Here is a 14,443-nt window from a genome sequence, read left to right as displayed (position 1 = left end):
GGGACGGACCGCCGCTGGAACGCAACGACTTCGCGCTGGTCACGCCCGAGTATCGAGACGTCTCCGGGCCGCCCGGCGACCGCGAGCGCTGACCCCCCTGCCACCTCCCCCGCGATCTTGCACTTCGGTCCCCGGAAAATCGTCCTGAACCGGGCACTCGGGGGGCCGGAACTGCAAGATCGCGAGGGAAGAGAGGGTGGGCCGCCCGGATGCCGCTAGACGATCTCGTCGGCCGCGATGGCCTCGGTCTGGATCACCCGTTCCCGCACCCGGCGGGCGGCGTCCCCGTCGGCGACCAGGCCGCGCAGGTCGGCCAGCGCCGGCTCCGGCACGTCCAGCGGCGTGAACGGGTCCACCACCGCCTCCAGCACGGCGGGCCGGTCGGCCGCGAGCACCTCGTCCCAGGCCGCGCCGACCAGGTCCGGCCGGTCCACCCGTACGCCGTGCAGCCCGAGCAGGCGGGCCCACCCGGCGTACGGCACGTCGGGCCGCCGTACCCCGGGCGCGCGGCCACCGCCGACGCCGGACTGGTCCCTGTTGTTCAGCACCAGCACGATCAGCCGCGGATCGCGCCACCCGGTCCAGTGGTGGGCCACCGTGATCAGCTCAGCCAGGCCGTTGAGTTGCATCGCGCCGTCGCCGAGCAGCGCGATCACCGGCTCGTCCGGGCGGGCCAGCTTGGCCGCGACCGCGTACGGCAGCGCGCAGCCCATCGAGCCGAGCGTGCCGCACAGCCGCGCCTGCACCCCCGGTGGCAGCTCCAGGTGCCGGGCGTACCAGTAGACGACCGAGCCGACGTCGACGGCGACGGAGGCGTGCCGGGGCAGCCGGGCGGACAGCTCGTGGAGCACCAGCCGCGGGTTGACCGGCTCGGCGGGCGTGGCGGCCCGCTCGGCGGCGGTCTCCCGCCACCGGTCCACCATCTTCTCCACCATGCCGCGCCACTCGCGGTGGGGCTGGTCGGGCACCCGGGTCAGCAGTGCCCGCAGCGTCTCGGCGGTGTCGCCGACGAGCGGCACGTCCACCGGGTAGCGGGTGCCGACGCGCCGGCCGTCGATGTCGATCTGGATGGTGCGTACCTGGCCGGGCATCGGGAACCAGTCGGTCCACGGATCGTTGGTGCCGATCATCAGCAGCGTGTCGCAGCCGCCCATGAGTTGCGCGGCGGCGGTGGTGCCGACCTCGCCGAGCACGCCGGTGTGCAACGGCAGCCGCTCGTCCAGCACCGGCTTGCCCAGCAGCGACGTGGCCACGCCCGCGCCGAGCCGGTCGGCGAGCGCGACGATCTCCTCGGCCGCGCCGTGCGCGCCCTGGCCGACCAGCATCGCCACCCGCTGCCCGCTGCCCAGCAGCGAGGCGGCGGCGTCCAGGTCGGCGTCGTGCGGCAGCACCCGGGCCAGCGGCTCGCCGGGCGTCGCGGTGACCACTCCGGCGGTCTGCGGCAGCAGGTCCGGTACGGCGGTGACCTGCAACGCGCGCGGCAGCACCACGCAGGTCGGGCTGCGCGTCGCGGCGGCGGTACGGAACGCCTGGTCCAGCAGCGCCGGCACCTGCTCCGGGCGGCGGCCGTAGCGGACGAACTGGTTGCACACGTCGCCGAAGAGCCGGCTCAGCCCGATCTCCTCGTGCGCGCCGCCGAGCGGGCCGGTGACGTCCTCGCCGACGATCGCGACGACCGGCTTGCTGTCCAGCTTGGCGTCGTAGAGCCCGTTGAGCAGGTGCACCGCGCTGGGCCCCTGGGTGGCCAGGCACACCCCGACGCCGCCGGTGAACTTCGCGTGCCCGGTGGCCATGTACGAAGCGGTCTCCTCGTGCCGGGCGGGGACGAACGCCGGGTCCCCGCCCGCGTCGTCGAGCGCGCCCACGAGCGGGGCGATCGCCGCGCCCGGACAGCCGAAGACCCGCGGCACCCGCCAGGCCCGCAGGCGTTCGACCACCAGGTCGGCGACGATGCGCTCAGCCATTACCCCGCCCGGGCGTGCTCGCGTCGACGTAGCGCAGCACCGCGCCGACCCCGTCGGTCAGCTCCGGCGCCTCCTCGGGCGCGAGCACCGTCAGGTCCGCGTCGGTGCCGATCAGCGCGCGCAGCAGCGCGGCGTCGGCGCGTACCCGCTGGGGGTCGGCCACCGACATGTCCGACAGCTGCCCCGGGTCGGTGGCGATCTCGGTCGGCTCGGGGCCCACCCACAGCTCGCCGTCGGCGGACGGGTCGTCCACGATGAGCATGGTGTCGACCTGGTTGCGTTGCAGCGCGGAGACCACGGCGTCGAGGCCGGCCCCGACGTCCTCCTGCACGCCGAAGCGGTCCAGGGCGGCGGTGACGCGCCGGTCGGCGACCTCGGCGACGGTCTGCGCCGTGATGTCGTCCATCAGCGTGTCGTCCGCGCCGACGTCGCGGGCGCCGGCGTCGGTGCGGACCAGCACGTCCCGCCACCGTTCCGGCAGCTGGGCGGCGATCATGCCGGTGGCGCGGATGTCCCCGGCCACCACCACGACGTCCGCGCCGACCCGCTCGGCCAGGTCTGCGGTGGCCGCGGCGGCGTCGCCGGCGTTCTGGTACCACGCCTCCATGGCGGCGCGCTGGTAGCGGGACTGTGACCAGCCGCCCGGCTGTACGCGCCGCAGCTGCCGGCTCTGTCCGCCGGTGACGTGGGCGCGGCGCGGCACGCCGCCGGCGCTGACCGCCATCGCGTCCGCGCCGGTCCGGTCGGCCAGCACCCGCACCCAGGCCACCTGTTCGCCGCGCTGGGCTACGAGCGGCATGGTGTGCGGCAGCGCCGACCAGCTCGCCAGGTCACGCAGCGGCGGCGCGGACAGGTACTCGGTGAGCACCACGCGGCCCCGGGTGGCGAACACGGCGATCCCGTAGTCACCGGGCATCGGCTGGTGCCGGCGGACGACCTCCTCCACCGCCTCGACGGTGACCGGGTCGGCGCCCTGGCTCAGCAAATCGCCCTTGAGGGCCCGCCAGCGCAGGTCGACCTGCGCTCGCGCGTCCTGGGTGTCGCGGGAGGCGTCCATGTACACCGAGCACCAGGGCCCGGGACGGTTGTAGAGCGGGCGCAGGAAGGACAGCTGCATGCTCGACCCCTTTCCGGCTCGGCCGCACGCATACCCGCGCCCCGGCGGAGTTCACCTGCCGGCCGCCCGGGCGTGACCGGTGTTCATTCACGTCGTTCAACTCCACGGGTCGATACCATCTGTGCACGGATCGGAACTCTCGGTGGTGAACATGGACACGGAGCTGCATACCCGTCGCGTCGTCCACCCGGCGGAGCGCGTCGTCACCGGACGTCTCGTCCGGTTGATGGAGGGCTACGCCCGGGAGGTACGGGTCGGGCAGCCGGCGCTGGTCGCGGTGCTGACCGCCGCGGGGGTGGTGGGGCTGCTGCTGAAGGTGGTGCGCGCGTTGCTCAGCAGCGGTGGCGGCGGGGCCCGGCGCAGCTTCAAGGAGCTGAAGAAGGGGCCGGAGTTCCTGGTCACCCCGGTCCGGGTCCGCGACGCCGCCGGCCGGCTGGTCGAGGTCGAGCTGCACGGCCACCTGCCGCAGAGCGCGCTGCACCCCGGCGACCACGTCCAGCTCACGCTGCGGGCGCAGCGCGACGAGGATCTGCCGCCCCGGATCGAGCGGATCGTCAACCTGACCACCGGGCAACTGCTCACCCCGCGCACCGCCACGCTCTGGTCGCACCTGGGTCCGGCGCTGCTGCTCCAGGCCGTGCTGGGCGCCGTGCTGCTGTTCGGCGTGGCCGCCTGCTCCGCGCTGACCTAGGTTTCCCCGTCGCCGGTGGCGGGCACCGCTGCGGCCATGTTCGCCGGATTCACGCTCACCGAGATCGACGCCGGCGCGGTGCGCCTGCGCGTACGCCACGGCGGCTCCGGGCCGCCGGTGGTGCTGCTGCACGGGCACCCGCGTACCCATGCGACCTGGCACCGGGTGGCGCCGCGGCTGGCCGCGCGGCACACGGTGATCTGCCCGGACCTGCGCGGCTACGGCGGCTCGTCGAAGCCGCCGAGCGACCCGGAGCACACCGTCTACTCCAAGCGGGCGATGGCCGCCGACGTGGTCGGGCTGCTCGACGCGCTCGGCCACCGCCGGGCCGCCGTCGTCGGGCACGACCGCGGGGCGTACGTGGCCATGCGGACCGCCCTGGACCACCCGGACCGGGTGAGCCGCCTGGGTGTGCTGGACGGGGTGCCGATCGGTGAGGCGCTGGCCCGCTGCGACGCCCGGTTCGCCGCCCGCTGGTGGCACTGGTTCTTCCTCGGCCAGCTCGCCAAACCGGCCGAGCGGGTGATAAACGCCGATCCGGACGCCTGGTACGGCGGCTCACCGGAGGAGATGGGCGAGCAGGCGTACGCCGACTACCGCCGCGCCATCCACGATCCGGCCACCGTGCACGCCATGTGTGAGGACTACCGGGCCGGGCTCGGTCCGGACCGGGCGGCGGACGACGCGGACCGCGCCGCCGGACGCCGGATCGGCTGCCCGGTGCTGTTCGCCTGGTCCGAGCGCGACGACATGGTCGACCTGTACGGCGACCCGGCCGCGATCTGGCGGGACTGGGCCGACGACGTGCGGACCGCCTCGATCCCGTCCGGGCACCACATGGCCGAGGAGGCGCCGCGGGAGCTGACCGACGTGCTGGCCGGTTTCCTCGCGGAGGACCCCGCCTCGGTCAGCGACCGGCGGGGGTGAGCGGTCGCGCGACCGGGGCCGGCGCGTCGAGCAGGCCCCGGCGGCGCGCCCAGCGCTCGAACAGCACTGTGGCGAACGGGGGCACCGCGCTGACCAGGGCCAGCCCGGTCTGCACGAGCGTCCAGCGGCGCCGCCGGGCCACCACGAGCGTCAGCAGTCCGTAGACCACGAACAACGCGCCGTGGATCGGGCCGAAGATCTTCACGCCGATCTCGTTTCCGGGCGGCCCGTACTTGACCGCCATGCCGGCCAGCAGCGCCGCCCACGAGCAGCCCTCGGCGAACGCCGCCACCACGAACGCCCGGATCCACCCGTCGCGCATCAGCTACTCCCCTTCGCCGTCGGCGGCCATGCTAGCCGCCCGGGCCGGGCGGCCCGGACGGAACCCGCTGCCCCGCGACGGGGATCACCGGGGCCGCCACGGGGTACAGAAAAGGGTCTGGCGGACCTTTCCTGACCCGCCACTCCGTGCGAGGTTGGGGAGAACCAACGGTGACAGGGTGGTGACCATGGGCGAGGACGTCGGCGTGCGTACCTTCAGCCGGGAGGACCGGGCCCGCTATCGCGAGAAGGTCCGGCGGTGCCTGGACGTGTTCGCCGAGATGCTGCGCGAGTCCCGGTTCGACGTGGAGCGGCCGATGACCGGCCTGGAGATCGAGCTGAACCTGGTCGACGACGACTTCGACCCGGCCATGCGCAACGCCGACGTGCTGGAGGCGATCGCCGACCCGGCGTTCCAGACCGAGTTGGGCCAGTTCAACGTCGAGATCAACGTCGAGCCGCGCCGGCTGGCCGGCACCGGCACCGCCGCGTTCGAGGAACACGTGCGGGCCAGCCTGAACGCCGCCGAGGAAAAGGCCCGCACGGTCGGCGCGCACATGGTGATGGTCGGCATCCTGCCGACGCTGCGCCCGGAGCATCTGACCGCCGAGACGCTGTCGGCCAATCCCCGGTACGCGCTGCTCAACGAGCAGATCTTCGCCGCCCGGGGCGAGGACCTGCCGATCGCGATCAGCGGGGTGGAGCGGCTGGCCACCACCGCCGACACGATCACCCCGGAGGCGGCCTGCACCAGCACCCAGTTCCACCTCCAGGTCAGCCCGGCGCAGTTCGCCGACTACTGGAACGCGGCCCAGGCGATCGCCGGCATCCAGGTGGCGCTCGGCGCGAACTCGCCGCTGTTCTTCGGCCGGGAGCTGTGGCGCGAGACCCGGGTGCCGCTGTTCCAGCAGGCCACCGACACCCGGGCGGAGGAGATCAAGGCCCAGGGCGTACGCCCGCGGGTGTGGTTCGGGGAACGCTGGATCACCTCCGTGTTCGACCTGTTCGAGGAGAACGTGCGCTACTTCCCGGCGCTGCTGCCGGTCTGCGACCCGGAGGACCCGGCCACCACGCTGCACAGCGGCGGCGTGCCGAAACTGGCCGAGCTGCGGCTGCACAACGGCACCATCTACCGGTGGAACCGGCCGGTCTACGACGTGCTGAAGGGCCGCCCGCACCTGCGGGTGGAGAACCGGGTGCTGCCGGCCGGGCCGACGGTGCTGGACACCGTCGCCAACGGCGCGTTCTACTTCGGCCTGGTCCGGGCGCTCGCCGAGTCCGACCGTCCGCTGTGGTCGCAGATGTCGTTCAGCGCGGCCGAGGAGAACTTCAACGCCTGCGCCCGGCACGGCATCGACGCCCAGGTGTACTGGCCCGGCCTGGGCTACCTGCCGGTGACCGAGCTGGTGCTGCGCCGGCTGCTGCCGATGGCCCACCACGGGCTGGACCGGTGGGGCCTCGACCCCGCCGAGCGGGACCGGCTGCTCGGCATCGTCGAGCAGCGCTGCCTGACCAGCCGCAACGGCGCGACCTGGCAGGTGGAGACGCTGCACCGGCTGGAGTCGGCCGACCACCTGGACCGTCCGGCGGCGCTGCGCGAGGTGGTCCGCCACTACGTCGACCTGATGCACAGCAACCGGCCCGTGCACGAGTGGCCCATCCCCTGAGCCGACCGCCCGTCAGCGCAACGCGGTCACCGTCGCCCGCGCGGCCTGGGCGACCAGGGTGTCGTCGGGCTTAGCGTCGCGGCTGCCGCGACTGGACATGACCGCCAGCACGATCGGCGCGGAGTCCGGCGGCCACACCACGGCGATGTCGTTGCGGGTGCCGTACCCGCCGGTGCCGGACTTGTCCGCCACCTGCCACCCGGCCGGCACGCCGGCCCGGACCAGCCCGCTGCCGGTGGTACTGGCCCGCATCCAGCTCAACAGCAGGTCCCGGTCCGCGGGCGGCAGGGCCTCACCCAGCGTGTACGCCCGCAGCGAGCCGGCCAGCGCGCGGGGCGTGCTGGTGTCGCGCTCGTCGCCGGGCGTGGCCGCGTTCAGGTCCGGCTCGGTACGGGCGGGCCGGGTGACCGAGTCGCCCACCTCCCGGAGTGCCCGCTCGAAGCCGGCCGGGCCGCCGAGCGCGTCGAACAGCAGGTTGCCGGCGGTGTTGTCGCTGTACCGCACCGCCGCCTCGGCGGCGTCCCGCAGCGTCATCCCGGTCTCCACGTGCCGTTCGGTCACCGGTGAGTGCGCCACCAGGTCGGCGCGCCGGTAGCGGACCACCCGGTCCCGGTCGGCGTCGGACGTGGCGGCCAGCATCGCGCCGGCGGCGAGCGCCTTGCACGTCGAGGCGTACGCGAACCGCTCGTCGGCCCGGTGTGCGAGGGTGCGGCCGGTGCCGGTGTCGACGGCGTAGACGCCGATCCGGGCGCCGAAGCGCCGCTCCAGCGCCGCCAGCTCGGCCGGCGCGGGCACCGGCTCGGCGTTCGGCGTCGCCGACGTGGCGGGTGCGGTCGGGGCGCTGGTGGGCGGCGCGGCTTCGGGCCGGTCCTTTGTGCAGCCGGCCACCAGGGCCGTCGCCGTGAGCATCGCCGCCGTGAGCACCTGCCGTCGGGTCATCCGTTTCCTCCCCCGTCATCCGGACCACGCCGTTCTCGGGTCATTGTCGCCGATCCCGGTCGGGCCGGTGGTCCGCCGCCTCGGCCGACGCGGTGGCCCGCATCCTCGGCCGGCGGGGTGGCTCGCAGCCTCGGCGGCGGGGCAGGTCAGCTCCCCGCGACGGCGGCGAACGTGAGCGCGCCCGCCGCAGCCAGCGGCAGCGCCACCGCGGCGGCCAGCAGCCGTACCCGGGCGGACCGGCCGATCAGCACCACGAGCAGCACGGCCAGCCCGAGGTCGATCGCCACGTTCCACCAGGCTCCGGGGTAGGACCCGGACTTCAGCGCGAACCGCAGCGCCTCCTCCACGAACACGGCCACCGGCAGCGCGGTCCCCACGACGCGCCGCCATCCGTCGGTCCGCGCCCAGATGCCGGCGACGCCGAACACCACGCCCGCCACCACGCCGAACGCCATCCAGACGAACGAGGTGAGCGCCCAGATCACGGCGAGGTCGTCGCCCTGGAGCAGCGTCGCCGCCAGGTAGTAGCTGGGCACCGCGACGATCAGCAGGACGCTGGCGGCCACGGCGGCACGCACCGCGCCCGACCGGATCCACCAGCCCAGCGCGAACGCGGCCACCGCCCAGGTGGCTGTGGAGTTGCCCAGTTCGGCGAACGGGAACGGCACCCACTTGATCCAGACGAAGTCCAGGAAGCCGAGCAGGAAACCGGCGACGGGAACGACAAGCGCGACGGCGCGACGCGAGGGTGGCATGCGCGGAATCTTACATACTCGGTATGCTCGACCCCGTCGAGAGGGCCGCCCTACGAGGCGAGGCGCCGCTCGGACGGCGCGAGACGCGCCACCTCGTCGGAGTGGTTGATCTCCGACCAGACCGCATCCAGGGAGAGGCCGAGGACGTCGGCGATGGCGGCGATGGTGGGAAACGCCGGGGTGGCCACCCGGCCGGACTCGATCTTGCGGAGCGTCTCCGGAGAGACACCCGCGTCGAGCGCGGTGAGCAGCATGGATCGCTCACCCCGGGCGCGGCGCAGGAGCGCGCCGAGGCGCTGCCCGCGCTCGACCTCGGCGGGAGTGAGGGGCAACCGGACCATGCCGAGATTCTAATACCGGGATAACATGACCGGGATACTTATTGGTCGAGTGAGGAAGGCGCCCGCATGATCGAGATCCTGAGCCCCACCGACGTACGGCGGGCGCGGGACACCGGCGCCCTGGTCGCCCACATCCTGCAGACCCTCCGGAGCAGCACCACCGTCGGCACCAACCTGCTCGACATCGACAGGCAGGCCCAGCGCATGATCGTCGAGGCCGGGGCGCAGTCCTGCTACGTCGACTACGAGCCGTCCTTCGGGCGCGGGCCGTTCGGCCACTACATCTGCACGTCGGTGAACGACGCGGTGCTGCACGGCCTGCCGCACGACTACACGCTCGCCGACGGCGACCTGCTGAGCCTCGACCTGGCCGTCAGCCTCGGCGGAGTGGTGGCCGACTCCGCGATCAGCTTCCTCGTCGGTGACGCCCGGCCCGCGGAGAGCGTCGCGCTCATCGACGCGACCGAGCGGGCGTTGCAGGCCGGGATCGCCGCGGCCCGCCCCGGCGCCCGCGTCGGCGACCTCTCGTACGCCATCGGCTCGGTCCTCACCGAAGCCGGATACACCGTCAACACCGAGTTCGGCGGCCACGGCGTCGGGTCGACGATGCACCAGGACCCGCACGTGTCGAACACCGGGCGGCCCGGTCGCGGCTACACACTGCGGCCCGGGCTGCTGCTGGCGCTGGAGCCGTGGGTGATGGCGGACACCGCCACGCTCGTCACCGACGCCGACGGGTGGACGCTGCGCAGCGCGACCGGCTGCCGCACCGCGCACAGCGAGCACACCATCGCCATCACCGACGACGGCGCGGAGATCCTGACGCTGCCGAAGCCGTGACCCGGGCACCCGCCGTGGTCACACGGGCGTGCAGCGCTCCCGCAGCGTGGGGACACCGGGCCCGGTGAGGTCGTCGCAGTACGCGGCCCGCCCGGCCATCGCCATCGTCAGCGCCAGCGTGGTGCCGCTGACCAGCGGGCCGTCGCCGGCGGTGAACGGCCCGTCGGTCGCCTCCACCCGCAGGCCGTCGATCGCGCTGCGCCCGGCCACCGTGAAGTCCCGCCCGGCGTAGAACCGGGCGACCGGCGTCACCGCCTCGACCGGGGGCGTCCGGGCCAGGCCGAGCGGCCGCCGGATGTCCTGGGCGTGCACGACCACCTCACCGAGCCACGCCTCGGTCGGGCCGAACGTCGACGTGGTGCTGCCGATGATCCGCCGGAACCGATCGAGCGTCTCCCCCGGGTCGGCGCCCCGGTGCTCGGCCAGCCGGCGGTCGTTGTGCAGGTCGAAGTCGAACCGGGCGCCGAGCACGCTGGCGACCCAGCGGGCCCGGCCGACGCTTGCCGCCGCGGTCATGTGCGCGAGCGTCTCCTCAACGGTCCACCGGCCGCACAGCGAGCGCCGCGCCCACTGCGCCGCGTCGATTCCGGCGAGGTCGTCGGCCAGGGCGGCGCGCTCGGCGTGCGCGAGCGCCCACAGCTCACGGCGGGTCAGCGTGTCGGACATGAAACCTCCAGGGGCCGGGTCGTCGGAGTTAGGACCGCGCTGCCTGGACGAACTCACCGCTCCCCACCCCGCCGATCTTGGAGTTGTGGTGGTTCGCAAACCCGGCATGCGCGACCTTCGAGGCGCCACAACTCCAAGATCGGCGCCGAGGGCCGGAGGCCCGGGAGCGGGGCCGCGGGAGCGGTCAGAGCGCCGCGATCGCGGCCGACTCCGGCGGCAGCTCGATTCCGTCGCGCATCACCGTGACGCCCTCGGACGTGGCGAGCAGCACCCGGCGTACCACCCCGGGCAGGTTGATCCGCTGCGCCCGGCCGGCCAGGTTCGCCACCACGAGCGTGTCGCCGCGCCGCATCACCAGGAACCGGTCGCCGTGGCGGACGTCGACCCGGTCCAGCCGGGGGTCGGACAGGTCGGCCCGGGAGCGGCGCAGCGCGATCAGCCGCCGGTAGAGGTCGTACGTCTCGCGGTGCTCGGGCTTGTCCAGCTCGGCCCAGTCCAGCCGGGACCGCAGGAACGTCTGCGGGTCCTGTGGGTCCGGCACGTCGTCGGTGGCCCAGCCGTGGTCGGCGAACTCGCGTCGGCGGCCGGTCGCGACGGCCGTGGCGAGTTCCGGCTCGGGGTGGCTGGTGAAGAACTGCCAGGGCGTGGTGGCCGCCCACTCCTCCCCCATGAACAGCATCGGCGTGAACGGCGCGGTCATCAGCAGCGTCGCGCCGACGCGCAGCAGGCCGGGCGACAGCGTGGCGGAGATCCGGTCGCCGGTGGCCCGGTTGCCGATCTGGTCGTGGTTCTGCAGGTACGCCACGAAGCGGTGGCCGGGCGTGCGCTGCCTGTCGACCGGGCGGCCGTGGCTGCGGCCGCGGAAGCTGGACCAGGTGCCGGCGTGGAAGAACCCGCCGGTCAGCACGTCGGTGAGGCACTCCAGGGAGCCGAAGTCGCCGTAGTAGCCCTGCCGTTCGCCGGTGAGCAGCGTGTGCAGCGCGTGGTGGGCGTCGTCGTTCCACTGGGCGTGCAGGCCGTACCCGCCCGCCTCGCGGGGCGTGATCAGGCGCGGGTCGTTGAGGTCGCTCTCGGCGATCAGCGACAGCGGCCGCCCGAGGTGCGTGGACAGCGCCTCCACCTCGGCGGCCACCTCCTCCAGCCAGTGCACGGCCCGGCCGTCCGGCATGGCGTGCACGGCGTCCAGCCGCAGCCCGTCGACGTGGTAGTCGCGCAGCCAGCCCAGCACGCTGTCGGCGATGTAGCGGCGTACCCCGTCGGAGTGCGGGCCGTCCAGGTTGACGGTGCGGCCCCAGGTGTTGCTCTGCTCGGTGAGGTACGGCGCGAACCGCGGCGCGTAGGCCCCGGAGGGCCCGAAATGGTTGTAGACGACGTCGAGGATCACCCCCAGGCCCTTGGCGTGGGCGGCGTCGACGAACCGTTTCAGGCCGTCCGGGCCGCCGTACGGCTCGTGCGGCGCGAACCAGCAGACGCCGTCGTAGCCCCAGTTGTGCTCTCCGTTGAACGCGTTGACGGGCAGCAGCTCGACCATGTCCACGCCGAGGTCGACGAGGTGGTCGAGCCTGGCGATCGCCCCGTCGAACGTGCCTTCCGGGGTGAACGTGCCGATGTGCAGCTCGTACAGCACGCTGCCGGGCAGTTGCCGGCCGGTCCAGGCGGCGTCGGTCCAGGCGAACGCGGCGTGGTCGTAGAGCCGGCTGGGCCCGTGCACCCCGGCCGGCTGCCAGGCCGAGCGGGGGTCGGGCAGCGCCTGGGCGTCGTCGTCGAGCAGGAACGCGTAGTCGGTGCCGGGCCCGGCGCCGGGGACCTCGACCCGCCACCAGCCGTCCGGCGCCTGACGCATCGCGTGGTCGGCGACGCCGGGCAGGCGCAGCCGCACCCGGGCGGCCTCGGGCGCCCACACCGTGAACTCGGTCATGCGGCGGCCTCCACAGAGTCGGTGGGTGCGAGGAGGGCGACGGGGTAGGTGCTCAGCAGATCATGAAGGAGCAGCTCAGAACCACTGTAGACCCGTCCGGTGAACAAGTCGGTGCACTCGTGAACGGGAAGTGACAGCGCCGTGTCCCGCCAGCCGCCGGAGCGGGCCAGCCGCAGCGGCAGCCGGGTCGCCACAGCGACCGCCCCACCCCGGTCGAAGGCCACCGCGTGCGCGGCGGCCGGGCCGCGCGCGGGCACCGGCCGGTAGCCGCCGAACAGGTCCGGGCGGTCGCGGCGCAGCCGCAGCGTCCGGGACACCACGAGCAGCTTGGCCGCGCCGTCGGCGGCCACCGCGGGCCGCCAGCCGGCGTCGAGCCGGGCCAGCAGGTCCCGGCGTACGGCGAAGTCGACCGGCCGCCGGTTGTCCGGGTCGACGAGCGAGTTCTCCCACAGCTCGGTGCCCTGGTAGACGTCGGGCACACCGGGCATGGCGAGCTGGACCAGCTTCTGCCCGAGCGCGTTCGACCAGCCGGGCGGCGTGATCTCGGCGGCGAACGCGGTGATCTGGGCGTGCAGCTCCGGGTCGTCGTACATCCGGTCGACCAGGGCGTGCAGCTCGTGCTCGAAGCCCGGGTCCGGGTCGGCCCAGCTGGTGGTGACGGACGCCTCCCGGGCGGCCTTCTCGGCGTACCCGTGCAGTCGTTCCCGTTCGAGCGGCCACGCCCCGACGGCGGTCTGCCAGAGCAGGTGGGCCAGCGCGGGGTCGGCCAGCGGCGCGCGCGACATCCATTCGGCGACCCGTTCGGCCCAGCGGCCGGGCAGCTCGGACAGCACCGCGAGGCGGGCGCGGACGTCCTCGCCGCGCTTGGTGTCGTGGGTGGACAGCGCGGTCATGCTCGCCGGCCAGCGCACGTGCCGGGCGGCGGCGAAGCGGTGCAGCTCGGCCGCTGGCACACCGAAGTGGGCCGGGCTGCCGCCGACCTCGTTGAGCGCGACGAACCGGCTCCACCTGTAGTACGCGGTGTCCTCCACGCCCTTGGCCATCACCGCGCCGGTCAGCTGCGGGAACCGGGCGGCCAGCTCGTGGCCGGGGTCGCGCAGCCGGGCGGTGACCTGGTCGAGCACGCCGGTCAGGTCGGGACGGCGGCGGCCTGCCTCGCTGCGGGCGGCGGCCAGGTGCCGGGCGCCTTCGGGCGGGTATCCGCGGTAGACCGGGAAGCACGCGGCCAGCTCGGCCAGGGCGGCGCGGACCTGCTCGCCCGGCAGCTCCGGCACGAGCGCGGCCAGCCGGGTCAGCTCGGCGGCGAGCAGCCGGGTGGCGGCCTCCAGCTTGGTGGCGTGCGTCAGGTCCGCCCAGGAGGTGTGCCGCCCGGTGAGCCGGCCGTCGAGTGCGGTGAAGTCCGCCTCGGCGTCCGGGTCGATGAACAACCCGGACACGGCGGCCAGCGCGTCGTAGCCGGTGGTGCCGTCGACCGGCCACTCCGGCAGGTCCTCGCCGTACTCCAGGATCTTCTCCACCACGAGCCAGCTCTGCGGCACGGCGGCGCGCAACCGGGCCAGGTAGCCGGCCGGGTCGCGCAGCCCGTCCGGGTGGTCGACGCGGATGCCGTCGACCTCCCCGGCGTCGACCCAGCGCAGGATCTCCGCGTGGGTGGCGTCGAACACCTCCGGGTCCTCCACCCGCAGGCCGGCCAGGTCGGACACGGCGAAGAACCGGCGGTACGTCAGCTCGGCGTCGCCGCGCCGCCAGTTCACCAGCTCGTAGTGCTGCCGGTCGTGCACCTGCCGGGGCGTGCCGTCGCCGGTGCCGTCGGCGACCGGGAACCGGTGCTCGTGGTAGCGCAGCTCCCCGTCGACGAGCTTCAGGTCGTCGAGCGCGTCGGCGCTGTCGGCGAGCACCGGCAGCAGCAGCCGCCCCCGGTCCCAGTCGATGTCGAACCAGCGCGCGTACGCCGAGTCGCGTCCGGACCGCAGCACGTCCCACCAGGCCGGGTTGGCCTCGGGCCGGGCGACGCCGGCGTGGTTGGGCACGATGTCCACGACCAGGCCCAGCCGGGCCGCGCGCAGCGCCCGGACCAGCCGGGCCCGGGCAGGCTCGCCGCCGAGCTGCGGGTTGACCGCGCGGTGGTCCACCACGTCGTAGCCGTGCGTGGAGCCGGGCGTGGCGGTGAGCAGGGGCGCGGTGTAGAGGTGGGTGACGCCGAGCGCGGCGAGGTAGCCCGCCAGCTCGGCCGTGGCGTCCAGGTCGAAGCCGGGACGCACCTGGACCCGGTAGGTCGAGCGGGGGGTGTCGGGCAT

The 14,443-nt window shown here is 74.2% G+C and carries 13 protein-coding genes; 4 read left to right on the top strand and 9 right to left on the bottom strand.

The annotated features are described in order from the left end of the window. Positions 1-215: 215 nt before the first annotated feature. Together PVK74_RS04605 and PVK74_RS04600 are read right to left on the bottom strand one after the other, a co-directional pair. Positions 216-1,964 carry a thiamine pyrophosphate-binding protein gene (locus PVK74_RS04605; protein ID WP_274478279.1) on the bottom strand — a complete coding sequence of 583 codons (1,749 nt, stop codon included), beginning with the start codon at positions 1,962-1,964 and terminating at the stop codon, positions 216-218. Then, positions 1,957-3,081: a baeRF2 domain-containing protein gene (locus tag PVK74_RS04600; protein ID WP_274478278.1), complete on the bottom strand. Its 1,125-nt coding sequence runs from the start codon at positions 3,079-3,081 to the stop codon at positions 1,957-1,959. Before PVK74_RS04600 ends, PVK74_RS04605 begins: the two co-directional genes overlap by 8 nt. A 142-nt stretch (positions 3,082-3,223) precedes the next feature. On the opposite strand from PVK74_RS04600, the gene PVK74_RS04595 reads away from it, so the two are divergent. Then, positions 3,224-3,772, top strand: coding sequence for a hypothetical protein (locus PVK74_RS04595; protein WP_176722897.1), 549 nt, complete (start codon positions 3,224-3,226; stop codon positions 3,770-3,772). A gap of 36 nt (positions 3,773-3,808) precedes the next feature. Then, the gene (locus tag PVK74_RS04590; protein WP_274479247.1) at positions 3,809-4,699 is read left to right on the top strand and encodes an alpha/beta fold hydrolase; all 891 of its coding nucleotides are present in this window, start codon (positions 3,809-3,811) and stop codon (positions 4,697-4,699) included. Here the strand turns inward: PVK74_RS04590 and PVK74_RS04585 are convergent. Next, positions 4,680-5,021, bottom strand: coding sequence for a DUF3817 domain-containing protein (locus tag PVK74_RS04585; protein ID WP_064446141.1), 342 nt, complete (start codon positions 5,019-5,021; stop codon positions 4,680-4,682). The genes PVK74_RS04590 and PVK74_RS04585 overlap by 20 nt on opposite strands. 187 nt (positions 5,022-5,208) lie before the next feature. On the opposite strand from PVK74_RS04585, the gene PVK74_RS04580 reads away from it, so the two are divergent. After that, the gene (locus PVK74_RS04580; RefSeq protein ID WP_030504053.1) at positions 5,209-6,687 is read left to right on the top strand and encodes a glutamate-cysteine ligase family protein; all 1,479 of its coding nucleotides are present in this window, start codon (positions 5,209-5,211) and stop codon (positions 6,685-6,687) included. 12 nt (positions 6,688-6,699) lie between these two features. Here PVK74_RS04580 and bla read toward each other — a convergent pair whose 3' ends face one another. The 3 genes from bla to PVK74_RS04565 form a co-directional block, all read right to left on the bottom strand. Then, positions 6,700-7,626, bottom strand: a complete 927-nt coding sequence (gene bla / locus PVK74_RS04575; protein WP_274478276.1) for a class A beta-lactamase — start codon at positions 7,624-7,626, stop codon at positions 6,700-6,702. 146 nt (positions 7,627-7,772) lie between these two features. Then, entirely contained in the window at positions 7,773-8,381 is a 609-nt protein-coding gene (locus PVK74_RS04570) for a DUF6518 family protein (protein ID WP_187693675.1), read from the bottom strand. Between the two features lie 50 nt (positions 8,382-8,431). After that, complete coding sequence (locus PVK74_RS04565; protein ID WP_043324508.1) at positions 8,432-8,722, bottom strand: helix-turn-helix domain-containing protein; 291 nt, start codon at positions 8,720-8,722, stop codon at positions 8,432-8,434. Positions 8,723-8,788: 66 nt separating this feature from the next. Between PVK74_RS04565 and map the strand changes: the two genes are divergently transcribed. Further along, positions 8,789-9,562 (top strand): type I methionyl aminopeptidase, encoded by a 774-nt coding sequence (map, locus tag PVK74_RS04560; RefSeq protein WP_274478275.1) that lies wholly within the window; start codon positions 8,789-8,791, stop codon positions 9,560-9,562. 18 nt (positions 9,563-9,580) lie between these two features. Here the strand turns inward: map and PVK74_RS04555 are convergent, their stop codons facing one another. The 3 genes from PVK74_RS04555 to treY form a co-directional block, all read right to left on the bottom strand. After that, positions 9,581-10,228 carry a maleylpyruvate isomerase family mycothiol-dependent enzyme gene (locus tag PVK74_RS04555; protein WP_113973753.1) on the bottom strand — a complete coding sequence of 216 codons (648 nt, stop codon included), beginning with the start codon at positions 10,226-10,228 and terminating at the stop codon, positions 9,581-9,583. 184 nt (positions 10,229-10,412) lie between these two features. Next, on the bottom strand, positions 10,413-12,146 hold the full coding sequence (treZ, locus tag PVK74_RS04550; RefSeq protein WP_187693412.1) for a malto-oligosyltrehalose trehalohydrolase: 1,734 nt from the start codon (positions 12,144-12,146) through the stop codon (positions 10,413-10,415). Further along, positions 12,143-14,443: a malto-oligosyltrehalose synthase gene (gene treY, locus PVK74_RS04545; RefSeq protein WP_274478274.1), complete on the bottom strand. Its 2,301-nt coding sequence runs from the start codon at positions 14,441-14,443 to the stop codon at positions 12,143-12,145. Before treY ends, treZ begins: the two co-directional genes overlap by 4 nt.

This window comes from Micromonospora chalcea (assembly GCF_028768405.1).
Taxonomy (GTDB): domain Bacteria; phylum Actinomycetota; class Actinomycetes; order Mycobacteriales; family Micromonosporaceae; genus Micromonospora; species Micromonospora chalcea.
The sequence above is the reverse complement of the archived record's forward strand: the minus strand, read 5'-3'. Positions and strand labels throughout refer to the sequence as shown.